This is a genomic window from Chryseobacterium echinoideorum (assembly GCF_007474535.1).
Taxonomy (GTDB): Bacteria; Bacteroidota; Bacteroidia; order Flavobacteriales; family Weeksellaceae; genus Chryseobacterium; species Chryseobacterium echinoideorum.
In genome coordinates, this window is the sequence record NZ_VKNW01000003.1 from 345,718 (window position 1) to 368,340 (window position 22,623).

Here is a 22,623-nt window from a genome sequence, read left to right on the forward strand (position 1 = left end):
CAGCATTATTTCCTGCGCAAGTCGCTATTTGACAATACTCGAAATTGACCAAAAAAAATCCGCTTCAGCATCTGAAGCGGATTTTACAATTATTAAATCGTTTGTTTCTGTAATTGAGGTCCTGAAGAAATAAGTTTTTTTGCTTCTTCATTATCACAATACTGTTCAAAGTTTTTGATATATTTTGCTGCTAAATCTTTTGCTTTTTCTTCCCATTCCGTTACATCAGCATAGGTATCTCTAGGATCCAGAATTCCTTCAGAAACATTGGGTAATGATGTAGGAATCTCAAGATTCATGATAGGCAATGTTGCTTTTTCTGCGTTCTCAATTGATCCGTCTATGATCGCATCAATGATCGCTCTTGTATCTTTCAAAGAAATTCTTTTTCCGGTTCCGTTCCATCCTGTATTTACAAGATATGCTTTGGCTCCGTGTTCTTTCATTTTACCAATAAGAGTTTTGGAATACATTGTAGGGTGCAGTGTAAGGAAAGCTTCTCCAAATGCTGGTGAAAAAGATGGTTCTGGTGACGTAATCCCTCTTTCAGTTCCTGCAAGCTTTGAAGTGTAACCGCAAAGGAAATGATACTGCGCCTGATTTTCATCTAATATAGAAACCGGTGGCAAGACCCCGAAAGCATCAGCAGAAAGATAAACAATTTTCTTAGCATGGCCTGCCTTTGAAGGCAGAACAATCTTATTAATATGATAAATAGGATAGGAAACTCTTGTATTTTCAGTAATAGAGCCATCAGAATAGTCGCAAACACCATTATTTACTACCACATTCTCAAGAAGAGCATCTCTTTTAATTGCTCTGAAAATATCCGGTTCTTTTTCGGCAGATAAATCAATAACTTTTGCATAACATCCGCCTTCATAGTTGAAAACACCATTGTTATCCCAACCATGCTCATCATCACCAATTAAATATCTTTTAGGGTCAGCAGATAAAGTAGTTTTCCCTGTTCCTGAAAGTCCGAAGAAAAGAGCAACATCTCCATCTTCTCCTACATTTGCAGAGCAGTGCATTGATGCCATTCCTTTCAAAGGAAGATAATAATTCATCATCGCAAACATCCCTTTCTTCATTTCGCCACCATACCATGTTCCTCCAATTATCTGAAGTTTCTGTGAAAGATTAAACATGATAAAATTCTCAGAATTCAAATCCTGTGCTTCCCAATTAGGGTTGGTCGTTTTTGACCCGTTGATTACAGTAAAATCCGGCTCTCCATAATTTTCAAGCTCATAATGTGAAGGACGGATGAACATATTGGTAACAAAATGTGCCTGCCAAGCTACTTCTACAATAAATCTCACTTTAAGTCTTGTATCTGCATTAGTTCCGCAAAAAGTATCTACAACATAGATTTTTTTTGCAGATGAAAGCTGATCCAAAACTAAATCTTTGCAAGATTCAAAAATTTCAGGAGTTGTAGCTAGATTTACCTTTCCATCCCAGAAAATAGTATCTTTTGTAACATCATCCTTCACAATATACCTGTCTTTAGGCGAACGGCCAGTGAAAACCCCTGTCTTTACAGATACTGCTCCCGATTCTGTAACTTCAGCTTTTTCAAAACCCTGATTTTCAGGTGAAACTTCGGCTTGATATAATTCTTCGTAAGAAGGATTATAAATTAATTCGTAATCTCCTTTAATCCCTAATTTTTGTAAATCTTGGATGATTTTAGCGTTTTTCATTTTACTTATATTTTCTGTTTCTTTTTTGCTGTTTACACAAATTAATATTAACTAATTGTTAAACGTTGATAAATATAAACATATAAGCGAAAATGACAAATAAAAAATACAAGATTTATAATTCTGAAAATCAAACAATTAAATCTTCCCAATTAAAAATAGTGGTAAAACCTTTGCCCCAAAAATAGTTCTTATAACCTCTAAATTTTGTACTTATTACAAAATCTCCTCCCCAAGCACCTAAACTTTTGATAAAAACCGGACAATCTGTAAAAAACCTCGACTTAACTGTCGGAATTTCAATAAAATCTGATATTTTTTGCTCATGTATCATCATTAATTGAGAAAAATTTTCCAATTCGTTACATAATAAAATTTTTCTTGTAAGATCAGAAAATTCATCAACCAAAAATTTTGATCTTTTTTTTGATTGATAAAGATGAATTCCTTCACGGCTATCCTGCTTCTGATTAAGATGTATAAAGATGAGTTCATTTTTAAACTCAGGACTGTAAACAATCTTTTCAAAATGAATATTGGGTTTATTCTGAAAAAGCACTGCGGAATTTGAATGAGCGACCGCAATATCATAACCGCTTCCGCCTAGACTGACATGATTTAATTTAAAAGGATCTATTCCCGACCATTCTGCAAGATTATTCATCAGTGTTGAACTGCTTCCTAATCCGTAATCAGACGGAAATTGAAGATTTGTTTTTAGAAAATAAGTTTGGGAATTTTTAAACTTTGTTTCAGAAAGTTTCTGAACATTTCTGAGAGTTTTTAGAACAAACTCAGCACTTGAAGAGATATTGGTTTGTAAAATCTGCCAATTATTATAGTCAATTTTGACTTGTAACCATAATTTATCTTGATGATACGCTTCCCAGAAAATCATTGATTTTCCATCTGCTTTTTCTTCAAAAAAAAACTCTTGTCCCAGCTTTGTGGGTACAGCCAGAACAAGAGCTCCATCTACAGCGAAATATTCTGAAGTAAGCATTAGCTTTCCTGATGAATATAGCTCGCCCATGATAATATTTTATACGGCAGAAGCTGTCATTGCTTCGCTGTCAATTTTTTTAATGAGTCCCTGAAGAGTTTTTCCTGGTCCTACTTCCACAAAATTAGTAGCACCATCTTTGATCATATTCTGTACAGACTGTGTCCATTTTACAGGACCTGTTAATTGTGCAATAAGATTATTTTTAATCTGATCCGGATCTGTAACTGCCGTGGTAGTAATATTCTGGTAAACAGGAATAGTAGGTTTTCTAAACCTGGTGTTTTCAATTGCTGTCGCCAGTCTTTCTTGTGCCGGCCGCATCAGAGGAGAGTGAAAAGCGCCATTTACCGGTAAAAGTAATGCCCTTTTAGCCCCTGCTTCTTTCAGCTTTACACAAGCTTCTTCTACTGCTGCTGTTTCTCCAGAAATCACAAGCTGTCCCGGGCAATTGTAATTTGCAGGAACAACTATTCCGCTGATTGAAGCACAGATTTCTTCAACTTTAGCATCATCAAGACCTAAAATTGCAGCCATAGAACTTGGGTTTGCATCACAGGCTTCCTGCATTGCTTTAGCTCTTTCTGAAACCAGCTTCAGCCCATCATCAAAAGATAGAACACCATTGGCAACCAATGCTGAAAATTCTCCTAGAGAATGTCCCGCAACCATTTCTGCACCTAAGCCATTAACAGCCTTTAGAGCAGCGACAGAATGTATAAATATTGAGGGTTGAGTAACCTCAGTTTTTTTAAGATCTTCATCGGTTCCACTAAACATAAGCGAAAGAATATCAAAACCTAAAATTTCATTGGCAGATTCCATCAAATCTTTAATGTCTTTGCGAGAATCATACAGTTCTTTCCCCATTCCCACATACTGTGACCCCTGCCCAGGAAATACAAGTGCTTTCATTTATTAATTTAAAAATTAGTACAAATATAATATTTAAGAAAAATACGTCCAAACTATGGAACAAGTCTTATGATACGGAAACCTTTGTTGATGTAAGCACCATTAGATTTTGTTCTCACAAATTCAAATTTTGTGGCAAGCTGTGTCTGTACTTTATTGATCTGCTTAAAGATTTCTCCTTTTTTGTTTTCTCTAGTCAGCATATCATTTACGATATCAAAGCCAATAATTGCATATTTACCGGGAGTTTTACAGTATTTTTCTCTGTAAGCTGCTAAAATTTCTTTTTCAAATCTTCCATCAGTATCAATTTTTCTATCCATCAGATAAACCAAATTTACCTGGCTCAACTCATCGACTTTTTTATCAAAACTAGAAACAGAATACATACTGAATGCTTTTATACCAGAGACTTCTTTAGAAAGAGCAATCATTTTATTCGAGAAAGCCTCTCCCACGTTTTCATTATCATTTGCCAATATGGCAATGACCGGCGCAGACTGCCCCGTCATCATATTCTTATCTAACTGTATATCTGCGGCAGAGTTTACAATAATAACATTTGGATTTTTGAGATTCTTTTCCAGAGCTGATTTCAAATAATTAGCATTATCTTTTTTAGCATCTGCTACAATATATATTTTCTGATCAGAATATGCAGCCTTTACTTCTTCAGCTATTTTGTCTGCATAAGTTTGGTCTGTAGTTTCCAGAATAATAAGATTGCTGTATCCATATAACTCTGCAGAATTGGCAAAAGGTGCCACAACAGGTATTTTCTGAGTTTTAGTAAAATCTAAAAGATCAATAACATTCGACTTGAAAAACGGACCGATTATTAAATCTGTATTATTTGGATTAATTTGAGAAAGAGAACTCTTAAAAGAAGCTTCATTCCCCGAATCCACAATCTTGATATCTAATTTCTGACCTCCTGAAGCGTTTCTTTCTATTGCTAATCTGGCTCCTGTAAGAAAATCAACAGACATTGAACGATACTGTGTTTCGTTGGTGCTATATCCAAAAGGCAGCATCAAAACAACACTTAAAGCATCACCGTTTTTCTTTACATAAGCCGGATCCAGTTTTCTTATCTTCAAAATCATTCCGGTCTTTAGTCCTTTAGATAAATCCGGATTGAGCGCAATAAGCTCGTCAATAGAAATACCAAATTTATTCACAATAGAAAAAACAGTATCTCCTTGTTCTACAGTATATGTTGCATATTCATCCTGAGAAGAATCATTAGATAAAGCAGAAGATTTTTGGTTATCCGAATCTATTTTAGATTTACTGTTGGTAACACTAGCTGATGCAGCATCTATGGGTGTTGCTGATGCAATGACGGATGAACCGCCATATTTTTTTATATTATCAAGAGGAAGCGTAATTTCGTCACCAATTTTCATGTGAGAATCCAATTCAGGATTCAATTTTCTTAATTCGGCTTCTGAAATTTTATATTGTTTGGTAATTCCGTAAATAGTCTGTTTAGGCTGAAGAATAATTTTCGCCAGCTGACTGTTTTTATATGAACCTGCAGAAATTCCCGAAGCTGTACTGCCACTTGGTTTCACCACAAGAATGTCACCGATAGCAATTTTTCCGTCTTTAGATTTCGGATTAAGTTTCAGCAATTCATCCACTGTAAGACCATATTTTTTAGAAATATTGTAGGGAGTGTCGCCTTTTACAACCGTATGAGTTTTCTGTGCAGACATACTCAGAAACATACATAAACCAGATAGTACAAAAAACCTCTTTATCATATTTGACATTATAGTTTACAAAAATACTTCTTTAAAATTAAATGGCAACTATTATTAGATTTGAATCTTCAACAGACATTTCTTCCAGACAAAATTCTACCCACTGATTACCAAAATCTGAATAAAACACACTGAAATTATAAATTCTTTCCTGCCATGATTTAGCAGGATGTATGTCTAAAAAAAGTTTTTCAAGACGTTCTAAAAGTTCCTTTTGTTTTATTTTCTCTGCTTTTAATAGTCTTTTTCTCATTCTTCCGAAAGATTTCAGCTGCCGGGTTTCTTCGGCTTTCACTAAATTTCCAAAAGATTTTTCTGTAAGCTGTGCTGAATTTTTTAACTCAGCAAAGTGTTGTCGAAGTTCTTCCTCTTTACTTTGAAGCAAATCCTGAATTTCGTTACCAAATAATATCTTTTCATTCGTAAGTTTGGTAAAATTACCAAAAAAGTCTTCAATACTGAGATGAAGTTTTTCTATCTTGTCCAATTTTTTTTCTGACAAAAAAAGCATTGAATTTCTGGGTATTAAAATCGGAAAAGGTAAGTTGATCTCAGAAAAATAATCTTTTAATTCCAGCCAATACATTATTTCAGCATTTCCTCCGATATAAGCCAGATTGGGAAGAATATTTTCCTGATATACCGGTCTCATAAGCGCATTGGGACTGAACTTTTCGGGATGCTTTTCAAGTTCAGAAATAAGATCTTTTTTGCTGAATTTTATATCTTTATCAACAATAAAATATTCTGTTCCGTCATAATCAATCCTATTTCGTGTTTCAGTAAAATAAAATAAATTGATATTACGGGGATTTACCTGAACTTTTCCGTACTTTTCTGTAAGGAAATCTACTTTTTCTTTGGATGCTTTTTCAAGGCTGAAATGGGTAAGTTCGTTCTTAAAAATATCAACCATCTGTTTTTTCAGCTCTTTTGAATCGCCATCCACAATTAGCAGTCCAAATTCAGAAAAAAGCCTTTGAACTAAAGTCTGAATAGACTTCGTTAAAGTATTTCCCGTTTTATAAGCTTCTTTCAGCATCAAAATCAATTCAGTTCCGAAAATGGTGTCTTTAAATTCCTTTTCGAATTCAGAAATAAAAAAAACATCATTTATTTTTATCTTTCCTACAGCTCCGCCACTTTTTTCATTGATTTCGTAGAAACCGTTTTCAGTTTTAAAATGATTAATCTCATCAAAATCATGATCTTCCGATGCCATCCAATAGAGAGGAACAAAATTAAAATCCGGAAATTTATCTTTCAAATAAACGCAGGTTTTGATGGTCTGCAAAATTTTATAAATGAAAAATACAGGACCTGAAAAAAGATTGAGTTGGTGTCCTGTAGTGATTGTAAAAGTATTGTTTAATGTAAGCTTTTCTAAATTCTCTGTTTGTTTTGCTGAAAATTTGTACTCCGAAAGCTGCTGCCCAATTGTTTCTGCAAGAATCTGTCTTTTCTTTTCAGAAAAATTTTGCTTTATTTTAATTTGTTCGGCGAAATTTTCTTTTGAAAAGGTAACATTTTCAAAACCATCAATATTTTTACTCAAAAAATCTTTGATCAGTTGGGGAATACTTTCTATATCGCTGAATGCTATTTTTTTTACTGTTCTCAACTTTCACTGATTTTTTAGTTGAACAAATACCACACTATACCAATGTTTAATCTGAAATCATATACAGGGTAATGTGGAAATGCGTACGCTTTGTTGTGAGAAATCAAAGTTCCTATCTGCTGACCTTCTATGAAGAAAAACATTTTTTTTACTTTCATATTAAAATATAGATCGGCGATTGGCTGTCCGCCAATAGAGAAAGAGTCATTCCCAGGCAAAATATATTCATTAAGAATAGGAAAATATTCTCTTGATGCAAATTTTGAAAAGTAATACACTTTTAAACCTGTCTGAATTTCCGCAGCATTTTTAAATGCTTTAGACTGAAAGAAAAAATTGGCTCTTCCGATTATTGATGGCATCGGAAGCAATTCTTTATTAGTAAGTGCATTCTGAAACTGAACTCTCGTATTCAGATGGAATTTACCGTATGAAAATGTAGCATCACCACCAATCTGAGAAATATTTAAGGAGTTATTGCTTTGCTTGGGCTGTGCATCCGCACTGAAATAAGTATAGTTATCTATTCTGAAATAATTAGCAAATAATTGAGACTGAAACCATTTTAAATTAACACTTCCTCCTACTTCTGTCACCGATTGATTTTTTGCATCTTCTAGGAAATAATTGAATCCTCGGTAAATTGAAGTATTTGCTAAATAGTTGAATGACGGATATGCACTTTGGAAATTAATTTTTGCGTCAACAAAATAATCCTTGATTGGTTCAAACTTTACATTATTGGTTGATTTAATATAACTGCCAAACTTACTTCCGTTTGAAAATTCGAGAAAAGATTTTAATTGGAATTTCTCAAATAATTTTATCTGGATATTTCCTACTGCACCCAATCTGCTTTCTTTAATTTCAGAAGGTATATTTAAAGAGGGTAAAACATTTTCTGTAATCCCAAATTTTAAATTTTGATATCTTACTCCTGCATCTAGCTTAAAACGCTCATTATCGAAAACCAGACTCACTGTATTGCTTAAATTGTTTGAATATTTTTTTGTAGAAAGTGGAAATCCGCCAATAATATCTGTAGGCAATTCAAACCAATAATTCTCTACCGCGTTTTGATCGTAGTAGTATTTATTTCCTTGGTTAAATATTGTGTGTCTGATTCTAAATGGAAATTTTTCACTATTAAAAGGCGTAAACTGATGACTCAAATAATATCGTCGATATGAAAACTGTGAACTTGATGACTGCAAATTGACCTGTGCATTTTGTCTGTTTCTAAATTGTCTTTCTCCAGATAAAAAAAGATCGTCATCAATTATTCCTCCATTTTCCTGATTATTAACATTCTGATGAAGGTAATGGGCAAATAATTCATAATTTCCTTTCTTAGAGGTATAATGACCAGAAAACAAAGTATTATTATTGGCTGCCAAAGAATTTCTATAGAAACCTTGCGAACGAAGTCCCATATAATCCAGTGAAAAATTAAATTGCTTTCCAATATTCTGAGTGTAGGTAGACTGCAATGCAGCGCCGTTTCTCATCGCTGTATGATAAATAAATGTTGCTGTCGGGGTTTTAACATCATAATATTTTACATCATTGATCCCAATAATCCCGTACGATTTATTAGCAGGTAAAAGAGAAAGATTCTGCTCAGGATTTACTTCGTAAGATAATGGATTGAAGCCGGCTCCGATATTGGCAAACTGCACTCTTCCAAAATTATCTCTATTGTTATACTGTGAAAAAATATAGGTTTTATTAAACGTCATGACCGTATCAAAGATCTTCTTTTCAGAAAACTGTGTTTGATATTGGTAATCATTAATCGTCGGTTTAAAGATTTTCAATGAGTCTTTGTTACCCGAATCTACGACTAAGGTATCAGACATTTTTTTTTCAAGTCTGTTTGAATCTGTTTTATTCCTTATAACTTGTGCATTAGCAGAAAGACTAAGGAAAAATATAATGAGAAATAAGTATTTCATGAATCTTTTTTGTAAAGGCAAAAATAAGAAATAAATATGGTTAGGTATTAAGAAAGTATATTACAGACAAATAAATTGAATAATTAAATTGTATTACCATATCTATATAAAGCATCTGTTTAAAATTTTGTTTTTAAAAACAAAATAGGATAAGTAAAACTAACAGGTTCTCAATACTAAACACACAAATTACTAGAGTGAATTACAAAAAAATCCGCCTCAAAGTTATGAGACGGATTCTTAAATTGATTATTTGGAAGTTATTAATCCTTTATTAATTTAAACTAAACATATTAATAACCTGTGAAAACATCGTCATAAGATGTCTTTCCTCCAGAAGTGTAAGTTGCACCTGTTGGTGTACCATAAGATAGTCTTAGAATCATTTTTTTATTACAAAAAGCTATACTTCCTTTTGTACCATCAACAGCTGGTTTAATCATGATCATTCCATTTGCACCATTTACATATCCAGTTTGTTGAGGAGTAGTTGGCAATGAAGCCTCTCCAGTTAATGGATTAAAATTAACAACAATATCAAAACCAGTTTCTATATAATCTTTTAAAATAAGTGTATTTGGAGAAGACCCAAGTGTTATTTGAGTGTCATATGTTCCAAATAAAACATTTTTAACAGAAAATATTCCTGGGAAAGTTGATGCCGGGCAAACTAAATCAAATGCAACTTCAACTTCTCTATTAAATGTTGCTAGAGGTAAAGAAGCAGATTTAATTGTGAAGTAAGCTTTTTTACCAGACTTTGCTGCAGCTTCTTTAACATTTATTTTAAAATCTCCAATAGATGTTCCAGCTTTTAAGACGTCAGTTCCCTCAACAATGGTAAAATCAGTTCCTAAAACGGCTGTAGATTTAGAAGAGTTAAATACTATTTCTACAGTATTATCAGAATCTACTGATTTTGTTACACCATAAGTAATTACATTGTCAGAACTACCCGTATTCAAAGTAACTAATGCTTTTTGCGAAGTTGTATTAAAATGTAATTCACTATCGCCCTCTGTAAAAGGTTGCTCTGCTTCGCATGACAAATTTAAACTACATATTGCTATGCCTAAAAATAATGTATTCAGAATTTTTTTCATAAGAAAAACTTTAATATTAAAAATTAATAACCTGGATTTTGCTGAATCGCAGAGTTAACTTTAGTCTCAATAGTAGGAATTGGCAATGCCCACTTATAGCTATTTAATGGTAAATTTGAAGGATTTGCCGCAGGATAATTAGCCGTTGACGATTGATAATCTGCTGGATGTCTATCTATACCAGAATTAGCTAAAGTACCTAATCTTTTTATATCAATAAACCTATAACCCTCGAAAGCAAATTCGATTCTTCTTTCATCTAATATTGCTTTCCAAGCCTCAGTAACAGTTGCATAAGTAGGAAGTACTTGTGGAGAAATAAATCTGTTATCTCTTAAAGCTTTGATCGCAGTAGCAACACCTACTAAATCATTTGAATTAGCTCGAGCTTCTGCTTTGATTAAATACATTTCAGATAAACGCATTATTTTAATATCGTTATTATTTGCATTAGATGCTGTACTCGCCCAAGGAGTACCATTTAAAGTTAATGTACCACCATGTTTATTTAATAGTAGTCTATCTGAAGATCTAACATTTGAAGATGTTGCATAGTTAGGATCTATAATTGAATTAGGATGCACCAGAGTTCTGTAACGAGTGTCGTTTAGGTCCAACTTATTATATAATGCTCTACTTAATTCAAAGAAAGGTGCACCAGCAACAGATGGTGATCCATTGTACCAAGCATTATGTAGATTGCTAGCTTGTGCATTTTGCGTAGCTAGTCTTTTAAACTTAAATATTACTTCAGTGTTAATACTATTTGATTCTGTAAGAAAAACACTCGGATAATTATTATAATTAGCAAGTACTAAACCAGAATTATTAATGACAGTATTAGCCCAAGTTTCAGCATCAGAATAATCTCCAGCATAAGCATAAGCTCTAGCTTTTAATCCTTGAGCAAAAAACTTATTAGCATAAATATTTGAAAAAAGATTACTTGTCAAGCCGTCAAATAATGTAATTGCAGTAGTCAGATCACTTTGAATTAAGCTATAGAACTGTGCATTAGTATTTCTAGGAAAATCGTTATCGTCTACAACAAAAACTCTATCAGCCAAAATTCCTGCTAATGCATTGGGATTTTTCATATCCGTTGTAAAATACGAAAGAATTGTTAAGTGACAATAAGCCCTTAGAGTAAGTGCCTCAGCTTTAATCTTATTAATTTTATTTTTTTCTACAGCGGTTGTAGAAGGTAATTTATCTGCTAGAATAAGTATTCGATTGATTCTAGCTAAATTTGCATAATTATTAGCCCAAATACTCTCTGGACCATTAGAAAGAGGATTAAGAAAGAATACATAATCATCATTTAGACCTTGACCTCCATTATCAAAGGCTATGCTCGCTTCATCAGTAAAAACTGACACAAATGCTGATTGACTACGACTAGTTAATCCAGTATAAGTTGTATTTAAAAATAGTTGTAGTTCATCTGCGTTTTGGATAGCAGTCTCTTCTACCAAGGCACCTGGTGCGTAAGTCTCCATTAGTTCTTCGCTGCAAGAAATGAAGCTTAAGCTAAAAACTGCAGCAGTAATATATAATATCTTTTTCATTAGTTAAATTTTAAGTATTAGAATTTAATATCAAACCCAAGGGTATATGTTCTAGGTGTCGGATACCTTCCTTGATCTGATGCTATGTTACTTTCTGCATCAAACCCCTTCCATTTACTCCATGTTAGGAGATTTTCGGCTTGTAAAGTAATAGAAACACTATTTACAAAAGTACCACTAAGTAATGATTTTGGCACATTATATCCAACCTGTAAATTTCTTAATCTCAAATAAGAGGCATCAACTAAAAATCTGTCTGAAAGACCTTGAGCGTTTAAATTTGATGCTTTTAAAGAAGGAACATTAGTATTAGTATTGTTCGGTGTCCAAGCATTAAGCATATCAGCACTCATGTTAAAATTACCAATACTACTAGGATTCATAACTGATGACCAGTCATAATCATATCTATATACTTGAGCCACATAAGTAAATGTTGTATTTACAAACAAACCTTTATAAGTAAAATCGAACCCGAACCCTCCTTGATACCTTGGATTAAAGCCATATTTTAGAGGTTTCAAATCAGCTGTAGTTGGGCTTTCGGTTGGTCTTCCATTAGCATCTTCAAACAAAAGATTACCATTTGATTGATTTACTCCTAAATAGTGATATACATATGGAGCTTGATAAAGCTGACCATTAGCGCTATAAACTTGTGGGATTTCTCCGTCAATTAAAATCTCTGTAGGTAAATTGTACACCCTCTCTTTATTGAACGCTCCATTACCTCTTAAAGTAAACTTGACATTACTATTTCTAATTATATCATAAGCCAAATTAACTTCTATACCATTGTTTTTTAAATCAATAGGAGAGTTTGTATTTACTGCTGCTTGTCCAACAAGTAAACTTTGTGGCCATGGATAGAAGATTTCAACCCCTTTCTTTTCGTACACATCGAACGTACCTCTTAATCTTCTACTTAACAGTTCAAAGTCAAAACCTACATTCCATTGCTTTGTTGTTTCCCAACGTAAATCAGGATCTCCTAAACTCACATTCAGACCTTGAGTACCATTATAAACGTTTGTTACTCCTACAAATGAATCTTTATATAATGGGGGATTTAAACCCGCAAAAACCGAACCATCAACAACCCTTTGATTACCAGCCGTTCCATAAGAACCTCTAAACTTTAAAATATTAATAAAATCCAAGTTCTCCATAAAATCCTCCTCATTAATATTCCATCTTGCACCTACCGACCAAAAGGTCCCCCATCTATTATCCTTACTAAATCTACTCGTAGCATCTCTTCTAACATTTGCTACGACACCATACTTAGTATTATAATCATAATCTAAATTACCAAAAAAAGAATACATATTAAGTCTAGATTGCCCTGCACTTATATCAGGAACATTATAATTATCTCCTGGGACATATGCAGGGTACCCTGTTCCAGCACCCGGAACCCATAATTTTGGATTTAAACCGTTTTGGGTGAGACTTTGTGTCCTAATCATATAATTATTGTATTCGTATCCTGCTAAAACATCAAATTTATGATTACCTATACGTTTTACATAATTTAATTGATATAAATTATTGAAATTAAACTGTCTTGATGCAGACATTGTTTCAAATCCGATCCAAGTCTGACCATCTCCTCTGAAATAGTTTGCATTCCAAGATTCAGGTCTTTCATAAGTATTTCCGTCAAGCGATAGTAATTGAGCATTTGTTCTCATCGTAGCCGTCAAATCGTCTGTAATCTTATAATTAACCTCAGATGTTAAATCTAATCTTAAATCATCAACATAAGTCTTATATGTTTTGACTTTGTCAATCAAAAATAAAGGCGAATTAACTAAATTAGCGGAAATTTCTCCATTTGCTGCCCATTCATCTGGTGAAATATATCTTGCACCTCTAAGTGCTCCGATTACTAAATTATTATTAACACCTCCTGTACCCAGACCAGCAGCTTGATTATTCCTAGAGAATCCCGCATAAACACCAACTCTATAAGTCAGTTTATTATCATTTGACTTTCCATTAACATTTGTTCTTAGGGCAAATCTTTTCAAACCTGTTGTTGCTAAAATACCAGCCTGTTCCAAATAATGAACATTTGTGTAGGAACTTATATTTTTAGCACCAGTTGTTATTGAAAAATCATGACTTTGCAAAAGAGACGGATTAAAGAAATAATTCAACCAATCTGTATTTGTTCCACTATAATTATTAATAGCCTGATCGGTCATGGTAGAACCCCTACCAGCACCAAACATTTTTTCAATCCTAAGCATCTGCTGAGCATCCGCCATATTATATCTGTTAGACTGCAAAGTTGAAACCCCTACTTGAGAACGATAATTAAAAGTCGTTCTAGAATTAAATCCACCCCCTCTAGTTTTAATAACAATCACACCATTTGCTCCTCTATTACCATACATTGCTGTAGCCGAAGCATCTTTTAAAACCTCCATTGATTCAACATCATTAGGATTTAAAGATCTAAAACTATCAGCGTTTGTTGGAAAACCATCAATAACATACAAAGGATCTGAGTTACCATTAATAGTACTAAATCCTCTAATAATTACTGTTGGTTTAGCTCCAGGCTGCCCACTTCCAGTAGAGATATTAACACCTGCTAACTGACCCTGAGCAATATTCATTAGATTAGAATTGGGTCTGTTATTAATTTGTTCACTTTCAATTTTTGCTGTCGAAATAACAGCTTCTTTCTTCGTTGTAGACTTCAATCCAACAACAACAACCTCTTCAATTATTCTTTCTTGCCCATTTTTCACGCTATCGCTTTGTTTTTCCTGTGCAATTACCATTGCACCTCCTAAGAAAAAAAGCACACCAGTACTTAGTAACTTGAGTTTAACATTCATATTAACAAATTTTAATATTATTTGGTGCAAATATGTTAAAAAATATTAACACTACCAAATTTTCGATATTTTTTTATAGAAAATAAATTATATAGTTGTGAGATTTGTAAAATTATATCAAATTAACACAAAATAACACAATATCAAATATAAATTAATTTTTTTTAAAATAGAAAATTATTTATATAATGAAAATCTTTGTTGACAACTCATATAAACTACATTTTTGATTTTCGCATTAAATCATTTCACTAATGCACTTGTAATTTCTATTCAAAGTAGTTCAAAATATCGCTCAACCATTAAGATTAATTCAAAAATTGTCTGAAAAGAATAAGATTTGTAATAACAATTTACTAGAAACAACAACTCGTATATAAAAATTTAATTTATTCTGAAATTATTATGATAATGGTTTAGTTTCATTTCGAAATCTACAAAACATTTAAAATTATTGGTAATAATTTATGAATATTAAGATTCTCCCAAATAACCATTCTCTTATGGGTTAAGAGAGCGAGAGTTTATCATGGATTAGTTTGTACGCCGTCAAACTACATTTGGCATGTGAGAACTTTTGTCATTTTATTTAAAAAAAGAAATTGCTTAACAGAAATCGGAACATTGATAAAATGATAGTGTAACTTTTGATCACTGTTTGTTGACCAAGGACACTTATCAAACAAATAAATACATTTGAAATAACGTGAGTTCGGGATAAGAATAAATAAATTTATGATACAAAAAAGCAGAAAAATCAGTATATTTAAGGTATTGAAATTCAAATTTTTAACTAGAATTTCTGCTATGATTTCTGATGATAAAATTACAACTATTTATTACATTGTTGATGAGTTTTTTAAAGAATTTAATAGTGTTCTGAAAGATTATACTCTGAAAGATCCGAAAATTAAGATCCGAAACCGAACATCTGCCCCTGTCTCAAAGTGAAGTAATGACTATTATGATCCTGTTTCATTACGGTGCATTCAAAAACCTCAAGCACTTTTACCAGGGCTACGTACATAAAACCTTTAAAAACATTGCCCAAAAAGGACAATGTTCTCTGGGGTGGTTTTATGGATTTAAACTTCATTTGATTATTAATGACAGAGGAGAAGTTTTAGATTTTATCCTAACAACAGGAAATGTAGATGACCGAGAACCACTGAAAAGTATGGATTTGCATAAATGGATTTTTGGAAAACTATTTGGTGACAAAGGTTATATTGGGAAGGATTTGTTTGAACAGCTTTTTATTGATGGAGTTCATCTCATCACGAGAATAAAGAAGAATATGAAAAATTCTTTAATGCTTTTACAAGACAAAATTATGCTCAGAAAAAGAGCTTTGATAGAGTCTGTCAACGATGAACTCAAGAATATTTGTCAAATAGAACATACCCATCACAGAAGTTTTGATAACTTTATTCTGAATATTTTGTCGGCTTTAGCAGCTTATTCGTTCTTTGATAAAAAACCATCAATAAACACCAAGGGCGACATTATTGATGAAGATAGATGGATTGCGGCTTAAATCGAACTCACGTTAAGTAATACCTTTGAGTTATGAATATTGAAAATATCAGACAGCCATTTATAGAAAAATTTCCCGGAGACTTTTCAGGAAATACCATGCAGAATAAATTTAACGAAAATGATCTTTATTTTTTAGCCGCAACCCATCTTCCGGATTATATTAAAACTTATTCTACAGCGTATGCCGGACATAAGTTCGGAAACTGGGCCTCTCACTCCCGCACCAATCCTTTCGTGAGGCTTACCTAAACAAACCATTCATAAAATCTGAGCGATTTTTAAAAGTTCTTTTATAATTCTGAGAGCAAGAACTGTATCTTTGAATGGTTAGTTTTTCTTTATAAGAATCTATGAGTGAAATAATTTCCAGGTATGTTTTTTAGTAAAAAATTTGTCTATCCAAAAAATATCAATCAGCAAAACATATAAAAGAATTGGCGCAATATATATTTGTCATTATTGAAGTAATGCGTAAATTTGGGTGTTAACAGCAATAGTAAAACGACACTCTTCAATAAACAAATAGAATAAATGAGAAAAACACTTTTTATCCTTTTCGCAATCGTGACTTTCCAGGCGAATGCACAAAACCTGTTTCCGGTAAAACTAAACAACTGCAAAACTGAAAGATTTTGCCTTGATTGTGGAGATGTAAAGGCTGGTTATAATGAAAACGAATTTTTAAAACTACAGGATAAACTCAGCAAGGAGTTGAACTTACAAGGAATAAAAGGTGCAGTCAAATTTCAAATTCTTGTCGATGCAAAAGGCAGGGCTTGTGTTTTAAGCCATACTGATCAATCGAACAATCCAATTTCCTTAAAAATTATTGAAGAACTTAACAAGTTTAAAAAATGGACACCTGCTGTAACAAATGGGAAGAATGAAGAAAAATCTTCTATCAATTTAATTTTTGTAGTTAACGAAAATAAAATTTCGGGGAAAATAGAACGGGTTGACATAAAGGCTTTTAATAAATCGTTTGATAAGCCAAACAGTCCCGAGATTTACAATAAGACATACGAGTATAAAAACGAAAGTTTAAAGAACTATAAAATGACGGTTTGGAATTCGAATAATTCAAATCTTCCAAACAATATGAACGACAATATCAGTATTGACAAAAACGGACTTATTTGGTTGACCGTTGATGAAGGACTGGTGACTTTTGACGGCAAAGAATTTAAAAATGCTGAACAGAATATTACTGACAAAGGCAAATTCTTTTCTTATTATGCATTAGCTACAGACAATGCTAACATTAAGTGGGTATATGGAACTAAAAACATTTACAGTTTTGATAATGTTAAATGGACAAAGTATGACTCAGCAGATATCGGAATAGATGGAGCGTATGAAATTGTTAATAACCCAAAAACCGGAGAAGTATTTTTCTGTTCCGATGAAGGCTTGACAATCTACAAGGACGGAAAATGGACAAATCTAAATAAAAGCAAACTCAAAGACCTGCCATCAAATAGAGTAACATTCGCCAAGAGAGACTCAAAAAACAGAATTTGGATTGGGACATTTAGCGGTACAGCTATGATTGACGAAAATAACCAAATAACAAACTTTGAAAACATAAATACCGTTTTGAAAGGAAAATGTATTACTTCAATGGACGAAGATGAAAATGGCAATCTTTTTTTTACGCTTTATGAGTTTGACAGAAAAGAGAAAGGAAAGGTAAACAATAACGAAGGAATTGCAATTCGTTATAAAGATGGAACTTTCAAGCAGTTCACAACTGAAAATTCAGGAATCCCATTCAATCATACTAACTGTGTACTTTACGACAAAGCAGAAAAAGTTCTTTGGATTTCAACAGATAGAGCTGGTTTAATAAGATATGACCTAAAAGATGGTTGGGAAAATTATCACAATGAAAACTCTGACATTCCAACTTCGTATATTTCGAAAATGGTTTTTGACGACAAAGGAAATTTATATTTAGCAACACGACAAGGATTAGTGAAAATTGAAAGAAAATAAATTCTGCTGTTAACAAGGTATTGGATACAAGCGTAGAATAAAAATACAACTATGATTTTGAAGTGTATGGAGAGAAAACTCAGAAGTTGAAAATTATTTATCTGTATCAGTAAAAAAAATGGTAAAATTCAAATACACAATCCTTTACGTAAAAGACGTAACTAAATCAATTGGTTTTTACGAAAAAACATTTGGTTTTGAAAGAATATTTATAACGCCAGAGAATGACTATGGCGAATTAGAAACAGGACAGACAACAATTTCTTTTGCTTCAATTGAACTTGCAAATTCAAACTTAAAAACTGGTTTTACAGAAAGTAATTTAAACCAAAAACCTTTTGCAACTGAATTAGGATTGGTAACGGACAATGTAGATGAAATTGTTAAACTTGCTCAACAAAACGGAGCAACAATTTTAGAAGAACCAAAAGTAAAACCTTGGGGGCAAACAGTTGCTTATTTGAGAGATATTGACGGGTTTTTATTGGAAGTTTGCACACCAATGGATGAATGACAATAAAAACACCAGTCACTATAAAAGGATATAAGTAATTGACTTTATATTTTTAGATTAAACGAAAGCGAATAAATAAAGGACAATGTAAAACCAAAAAGTTAGGGCATAAAATCCCGCTGAACGTAGCCGAGACCTTTAACTACAATACATCGTGAAACTCTACAAACAATAAACATGATAAGAGCACTAATAGCAACTCTTTTTATCTTGGCTTTGACCTGTTGTAAAAGCGGTAAACAATCAATCCAGGAAGAAAATTTACTACAGAAAGACTCATTGACAAACGAAATTAAAGCAGTTAGCAAAACTGATGTTTTTAATGGTTTTACCGTTTCAATAGTCAATGATAAAGGTACTTTATATCAAAAAGGATTTGGATTTTCGGACATTAAAAACCAGAAAAAGTATACAGACGCTACAATTCAAAATATTGCATCAATTTCTAAAACATTTGTTGGATTGGCATTGTTAAAAGCACAAGAATTGGGAAAACTAAAATTAGACGACCCGATCAATAAATATTTACCTTTTAAGGTCGTCAATCCGAATTTTCCTGACGTGGAAATAACCATAAGACACTTGGCTACGCATACTTCGAGTATTGTTGACAATGACTTTTACTTATCTAAAAACTATTTTTTGAAAGAAAATCAAGACTTAAAGGGAAGACATTTAGTTTTTGATGAAACACAAATCTTTAACCCAAAAGATTCTATCGTTTCTATGGAAGTATTTCTAAATAATTTATTAACCGAAAAAGGCAAATGGAACACCAAAGAAATTTATACAAAAAACAAACCCGGTGAAATGTATGAATACTCAAATACTGCCACAACTTTAGCCGCTTTTGTAATTGAAAAAGCTACAGGTGAAATGTTTGATAAATTCACGACAAAACATATACTGAAACCGTTAAAAATGAATGCTTCGGGTTGGCATTTTGAAGATGTTGACTTTGCCAATTATTCCAATCTTTATGAAAATCCAAAAACCGTTTTGCCATTTTACAGTATGGTTTCTTATCCGGACGGAAATTTTATTACTTCAGTAAACGATTTAAGTTTGTACTTAACTGAACTCATCAAAGGATACAATGGTAAAGGATCCATATTAACTAAAGAAAGTTTCAAAGAATACTTTAAACCACAATTGCAAGCAAAAAATTTTATCGAACGTAACGATAAAAACCCCTATAGCGAAAGTTATAATGTTGGAATTTTTATTGGCTTTGGTTACACCGGTTTTATTGGACACACAGGTGGCGACCCGGGAGTTGGCTCAATGATGTTTTTTGATCCTAAAAATAATATTGGTCGAATTTTGATCGTGAACACTTCTTTTTCTGACAAGAAAGGGAACGATACATTTTATGGCATCTGGGACAAATTAGAAAAATATCAAACCAAATTGATCAACTAACCAGTACTGTCACTAAAAACAAACCTATACAAACTTATCCACCGCTAATTTTCATATTGTTTTTTTTTATTTAATTTAGTCAATCTGAAAATCATCGTCTCCTTTTGTTGGAAACTGAATACAAGTTCATTTTCCTCCGCACTTCCGTTAGTGGCAAGTTTAACCATCATTCAATCTACAAAATACAACATAAATTGAATAGTTGCAACATTGAATATCAATCTATACAACCAGACGAATCGTTATGCGACTTTGTAGAAAGTTTTTGGATGCTGCACAATCCAACCGACACCGACAAACAAGTTGTAATTTTACCAGACGGCAGAGTTGATATATTTTTTACTGAATCGGCATCCGAATCTTTTCATATTACACTTTTAGGAATAGGAACAACCCCGGAACAGTCTATAATCCGAGCTAAAAGGACAACTTTTGCTATAAGTTTCAAACCACTTGCGACAGAATATATATTGAGGAAGAGTGTTTCACACTTACTGAACAAAGGAGAAAATTTGCCCGATGATTTTTGGAGTTTTAGCGCAATAGACCTGAAGGATTTTAATTCATTCTGCCAAAAAGCAACCCGACAAATCAAAGCATTTCTCCCCAATGAACTTGATAACAGAAAACAAAAACTTTTTGACTTAATATACAGCTCAAACGGAGCCTTTTCCGTTGCCGAACTATCGGAAAAAGTATGTTGGAGCAACCGACAAATCAATCGGTATTTCAATCATCAATATGGTATCTCTTTAAAAGCTTACTGCAATATTCTTCGGTTCAGAGCTTCCTTTCAACAAATTAAAGATGGGCAACTTTTCCCGGAGCAAAACTTTGCTGACCAACCCCACTTTATTAAAGAAGTGAAAAAGTTGGCAGGAGTTAACCCCAAACAATTAACACAAAATCAAAACGACCGATTTATACAATTTTCAACTTTGCCAGACCAATAATTTTGTGCCGTAATTAAAATTTTACGGTAATGAATATCAAAGACAAAAAAATCGCAATCATTGGTGGTGGTCCCGGTGGTTTAACCTTGGCAAGACTTTTACAACAAGGGGGTTGTAACGTAACGGTCTACGAAAGGGACATTAACGAAGATTTCCGGGTACAAGGTGCCAATCTCGACTTACACGAAGAATCGGGTATAGCCGCACTCAGGAAAGCAAATCTTTTGGATGCTTTTTATGCTAATTATTTACCTGACGCAGGGAAATTACGAATTATGGACAATGATGGAAAAATTTATTTGGACGACCATAAAGATGAGCATAGTGCAGAACATCGTCCGGAAATTGACCGGGGACCTTTAAGGAAGATTTTATTGGAATCTTTACAAACCGGGACTGTTGTTTGGGACAGCCAATTCGTTTCCATGAAAAAGGAAAATGAGGGCTGGAAACTATTGTTCAAAAATGGAAAGGAATATGATGCTGACATTGTAATTGGAGCAGATGGGGCAAACTCGAAAATAAGACCCTATTTAACAGACATAAAGCCAATTTATTCAGGTGTTACTATCATTGAAGGAAATATTTATGACGCTGAAAAAAACGCACCTCATATTTTCAACGTACTTAAAGGCGGAAAAATATTTGCATTCGGAAATGAGCAATCCATAATTTTAAGCACTAAAGGCGATGGAAGCATTGCTTTTTATACCGGCGAAAAAGTCGATTCCAATTGGGTAAAAGAAAGCGGAATTGATTTTGGGGATTTGGCAGCTGTTAAGAAATGGTTCGAGACTCATTTTTCAAATTGGGACAGTATGTATCAGGAACTATTTGCTACAGACAACATCAGTATTGTGCCGAGACCATTATTCCATTATTCATCTGATCAATATTGGGCAACTCAAAGTAATCTTTCCATCATTGGAGATGCAGCCCATCGAATGCCGCCCTACGCAGGCGAAGGCGTAAATATGGCGATGCTTGATGCTTTGGAATTGAGCGAAGAACTTCTACATATCGAAAATATAAAATCTGCTTTCGAAAATTATGAAAGAAAAATGCTTGAAAGAGCCAAAGAAGTGACCGCCATCACAATGCAAAATACCGTTGAGCTGCATGGCTCCAACGGATTGCAATACATTCTGGATATGTTTAAGAGTTTTGACCAGTAAAATTGGTTCTATGAAAAGTCGGATACAAATTATCGCTCTTTATTCAGCCATTATTATAAATAGTGGTGTGTTATTCGTAAACATTTACAATTCAATTGTAGATGCACCCAATTGGGGAGCGAATATTCCCGAATCAATAGAAATAGCAAGGAATTATTTCGCAGAAAAAAGTCCGCAAGACTTTTTTAAAACAATTGGCATCGTTATTCATATTCTTGGAATCAATTGCGTGATCCGTTTTTGGAAAACTGATAAGCAAATACGTTTTTTTAACATTTCTGCTCTTGCTTTAATTCTCATTATAGATCTGCTGACGTTTACCTATTTCTTTCCACGAAACGACATAATATTCAACCCAAATAGTACGATCAACATTCAAACATTCACTAAAGTTTTAAAAGAATGGGAAATCACCAATTGGATAAGGACATTTATAACTCTTGGAGTTGTTGCCTTATATAGTTTATCATTGCATAAATTATTTTCAATCAAATATAAAAGCTAGCATAGACTATTACACGAAGAAAAAA

At 33.1% G+C, this 22,623-nt stretch carries 16 protein-coding genes and 1 pseudogene; 8 read left to right on the forward strand and 9 right to left on the reverse strand.

Annotated features, from left to right (window positions below):
* Positions 1-92 precede the first annotated feature (92 nt).
* From pckA to FOL89_RS05685, 9 genes are all read right to left on the reverse strand, one after another.
* The gene (pckA, locus tag FOL89_RS05645) at positions 93-1,709 is read right to left on the reverse strand and encodes a phosphoenolpyruvate carboxykinase (ATP) (protein WP_144281866.1); all 1,617 of its coding nucleotides are present in this window, start codon (positions 1,707-1,709) and stop codon (positions 93-95) included.
* A gap of 130 nt (positions 1,710-1,839) precedes the next feature.
* Positions 1,840-2,742 carry a GYDIA family GHMP kinase gene (locus FOL89_RS05650; RefSeq protein ID WP_144281867.1) on the reverse strand — a complete coding sequence of 301 codons (903 nt, stop codon included), beginning with the start codon at positions 2,740-2,742 and terminating at the stop codon, positions 1,840-1,842.
* A 9-nt stretch (positions 2,743-2,751) separates the two neighbouring features.
* Positions 2,752-3,627 (reverse strand): ACP S-malonyltransferase, encoded by an 876-nt coding sequence (gene fabD, locus FOL89_RS05655; protein ID WP_144281868.1) that lies wholly within the window; start codon positions 3,625-3,627, stop codon positions 2,752-2,754.
* A gap of 53 nt (positions 3,628-3,680) precedes the next feature.
* A complete protein-coding gene (locus tag FOL89_RS05660; RefSeq protein ID WP_144281869.1) occupies positions 3,681-5,396 on the reverse strand; it encodes an amino acid ABC transporter substrate-binding protein in 1,716 nt (571 codons plus the stop codon).
* A 37-nt stretch (positions 5,397-5,433) separates the two neighbouring features.
* Positions 5,434-7,017, reverse strand: a complete 1,584-nt coding sequence (gene bshC / locus FOL89_RS05665; protein WP_144281870.1) for a bacillithiol biosynthesis cysteine-adding enzyme BshC — start codon at positions 7,015-7,017, stop codon at positions 5,434-5,436.
* 14 nt (positions 7,018-7,031) lie between these two features.
* Entirely contained in the window at positions 7,032-8,972 is a 1,941-nt protein-coding gene (locus tag FOL89_RS05670) for a putative porin (RefSeq protein ID WP_144281871.1), read from the reverse strand.
* Positions 8,973-9,265: 293 nt separating this feature from the next.
* Complete coding sequence (locus tag FOL89_RS05675; RefSeq protein WP_144281872.1) at positions 9,266-10,075, reverse strand: hypothetical protein; 810 nt, start codon at positions 10,073-10,075, stop codon at positions 9,266-9,268.
* Positions 10,076-10,098: 23 nt separating this feature from the next.
* Entirely contained in the window at positions 10,099-11,643 is a 1,545-nt protein-coding gene (locus FOL89_RS05680) for a RagB/SusD family nutrient uptake outer membrane protein (protein WP_144281873.1), read from the reverse strand.
* A gap of 17 nt (positions 11,644-11,660) precedes the next feature.
* Positions 11,661-14,495, reverse strand: coding sequence for a SusC/RagA family TonB-linked outer membrane protein (locus FOL89_RS05685; protein ID WP_144281874.1), 2,835 nt, complete (start codon positions 14,493-14,495; stop codon positions 11,661-11,663).
* 807 nt (positions 14,496-15,302) lie between these two features.
* Between FOL89_RS05685 and FOL89_RS05690 the strand changes: the two are divergent.
* From FOL89_RS05690 to FOL89_RS05725, 8 genes and pseudogenes are all read left to right on the forward strand, one after another.
* Positions 15,303-16,032: pseudogene (locus FOL89_RS05690) on the forward strand (IS982 family transposase).
* Positions 16,033-16,064: 32 nt separating this feature from the next.
* On the forward strand, positions 16,065-16,283 hold the full coding sequence (locus FOL89_RS05695) for a hypothetical protein (RefSeq protein ID WP_144281875.1): 219 nt from the start codon (positions 16,065-16,067) through the stop codon (positions 16,281-16,283).
* 282 nt (positions 16,284-16,565) lie between these two features.
* The gene (locus FOL89_RS05700; protein ID WP_144281876.1) at positions 16,566-18,029 is read left to right on the forward strand and encodes a ligand-binding sensor domain-containing protein; all 1,464 of its coding nucleotides are present in this window, start codon (positions 16,566-16,568) and stop codon (positions 18,027-18,029) included.
* Between the two features lie 118 nt (positions 18,030-18,147).
* On the forward strand, positions 18,148-18,543 hold the full coding sequence (locus FOL89_RS05705; protein WP_144281877.1) for a VOC family protein: 396 nt from the start codon (positions 18,148-18,150) through the stop codon (positions 18,541-18,543).
* Between the two features lie 177 nt (positions 18,544-18,720).
* The gene (locus tag FOL89_RS05710) at positions 18,721-19,965 is read left to right on the forward strand and encodes a serine hydrolase domain-containing protein (protein ID WP_144281878.1); all 1,245 of its coding nucleotides are present in this window, start codon (positions 18,721-18,723) and stop codon (positions 19,963-19,965) included.
* Between the two features lie 194 nt (positions 19,966-20,159).
* Complete coding sequence (locus FOL89_RS05715) at positions 20,160-20,918, forward strand: helix-turn-helix domain-containing protein (protein WP_144281879.1); 759 nt, start codon at positions 20,160-20,162, stop codon at positions 20,916-20,918.
* Between the two features lie 29 nt (positions 20,919-20,947).
* Entirely contained in the window at positions 20,948-22,093 is a 1,146-nt protein-coding gene (locus FOL89_RS05720) for an FAD-dependent oxidoreductase (RefSeq protein WP_144281880.1), read from the forward strand.
* 10 nt (positions 22,094-22,103) lie between these two features.
* On the forward strand, positions 22,104-22,598 hold the full coding sequence (locus tag FOL89_RS05725; RefSeq protein WP_144281881.1) for a hypothetical protein: 495 nt from the start codon (positions 22,104-22,106) through the stop codon (positions 22,596-22,598).
* Positions 22,599-22,623: the final 25 nt, after the last annotated feature.

Excerpts from the sequence above, each read along its gene's own strand:
- pckA (WP_144281866.1), bottom strand. The coding sequence starts at position 1,709 with ATGAAAAACGCTAAAATCATCCAAGATTTACAAAAATTAGGGATTAAA.
- FOL89_RS05650 (WP_144281867.1), bottom strand. The coding sequence starts at position 2,742 with ATGGGCGAGCTATATTCATCAGGAAAGCTAATGCTTACTTCAGAATAT.
- fabD (WP_144281868.1), bottom strand. The coding sequence starts at position 3,627 with ATGAAAGCACTTGTATTTCCTGGGCAGGGGTCACAGTATGTGGGAATG.
- FOL89_RS05660 (WP_144281869.1), bottom strand. The coding sequence starts at position 5,396 with ATGATAAAGAGGTTTTTTGTACTATCTGGTTTATGTATGTTTCTGAGT.
- FOL89_RS05670 (WP_144281871.1), bottom strand. The coding sequence starts at position 8,972 with ATGAAATACTTATTTCTCATTATATTTTTCCTTAGTCTTTCTGCTAAT.
- FOL89_RS05675 (WP_144281872.1), bottom strand. The coding sequence starts at position 10,075 with ATGAAAAAAATTCTGAATACATTATTTTTAGGCATAGCAATATGTAGT.
- FOL89_RS05680 (WP_144281873.1), bottom strand. The coding sequence starts at position 11,643 with ATGAAAAAGATATTATATATTACTGCTGCAGTTTTTAGCTTAAGCTTC.
- FOL89_RS05685 (WP_144281874.1), bottom strand. The coding sequence starts at position 14,495 with ATGAATGTTAAACTCAAGTTACTAAGTACTGGTGTGCTTTTTTTCTTA.
- FOL89_RS05695 (WP_144281875.1), top strand. The coding sequence starts at position 16,065 with ATGAATATTGAAAATATCAGACAGCCATTTATAGAAAAATTTCCCGGA.
- FOL89_RS05700 (WP_144281876.1), top strand. The coding sequence starts at position 16,566 with ATGAGAAAAACACTTTTTATCCTTTTCGCAATCGTGACTTTCCAGGCG.
- FOL89_RS05705 (WP_144281877.1), top strand. The coding sequence starts at position 18,148 with ATGGTAAAATTCAAATACACAATCCTTTACGTAAAAGACGTAACTAAA.
- FOL89_RS05710 (WP_144281878.1), top strand. The coding sequence starts at position 18,721 with ATGATAAGAGCACTAATAGCAACTCTTTTTATCTTGGCTTTGACCTGT.
- FOL89_RS05720 (WP_144281880.1), top strand. The coding sequence starts at position 20,948 with ATGAATATCAAAGACAAAAAAATCGCAATCATTGGTGGTGGTCCCGGT.
- FOL89_RS05725 (WP_144281881.1), top strand. The coding sequence starts at position 22,104 with ATGAAAAGTCGGATACAAATTATCGCTCTTTATTCAGCCATTATTATA.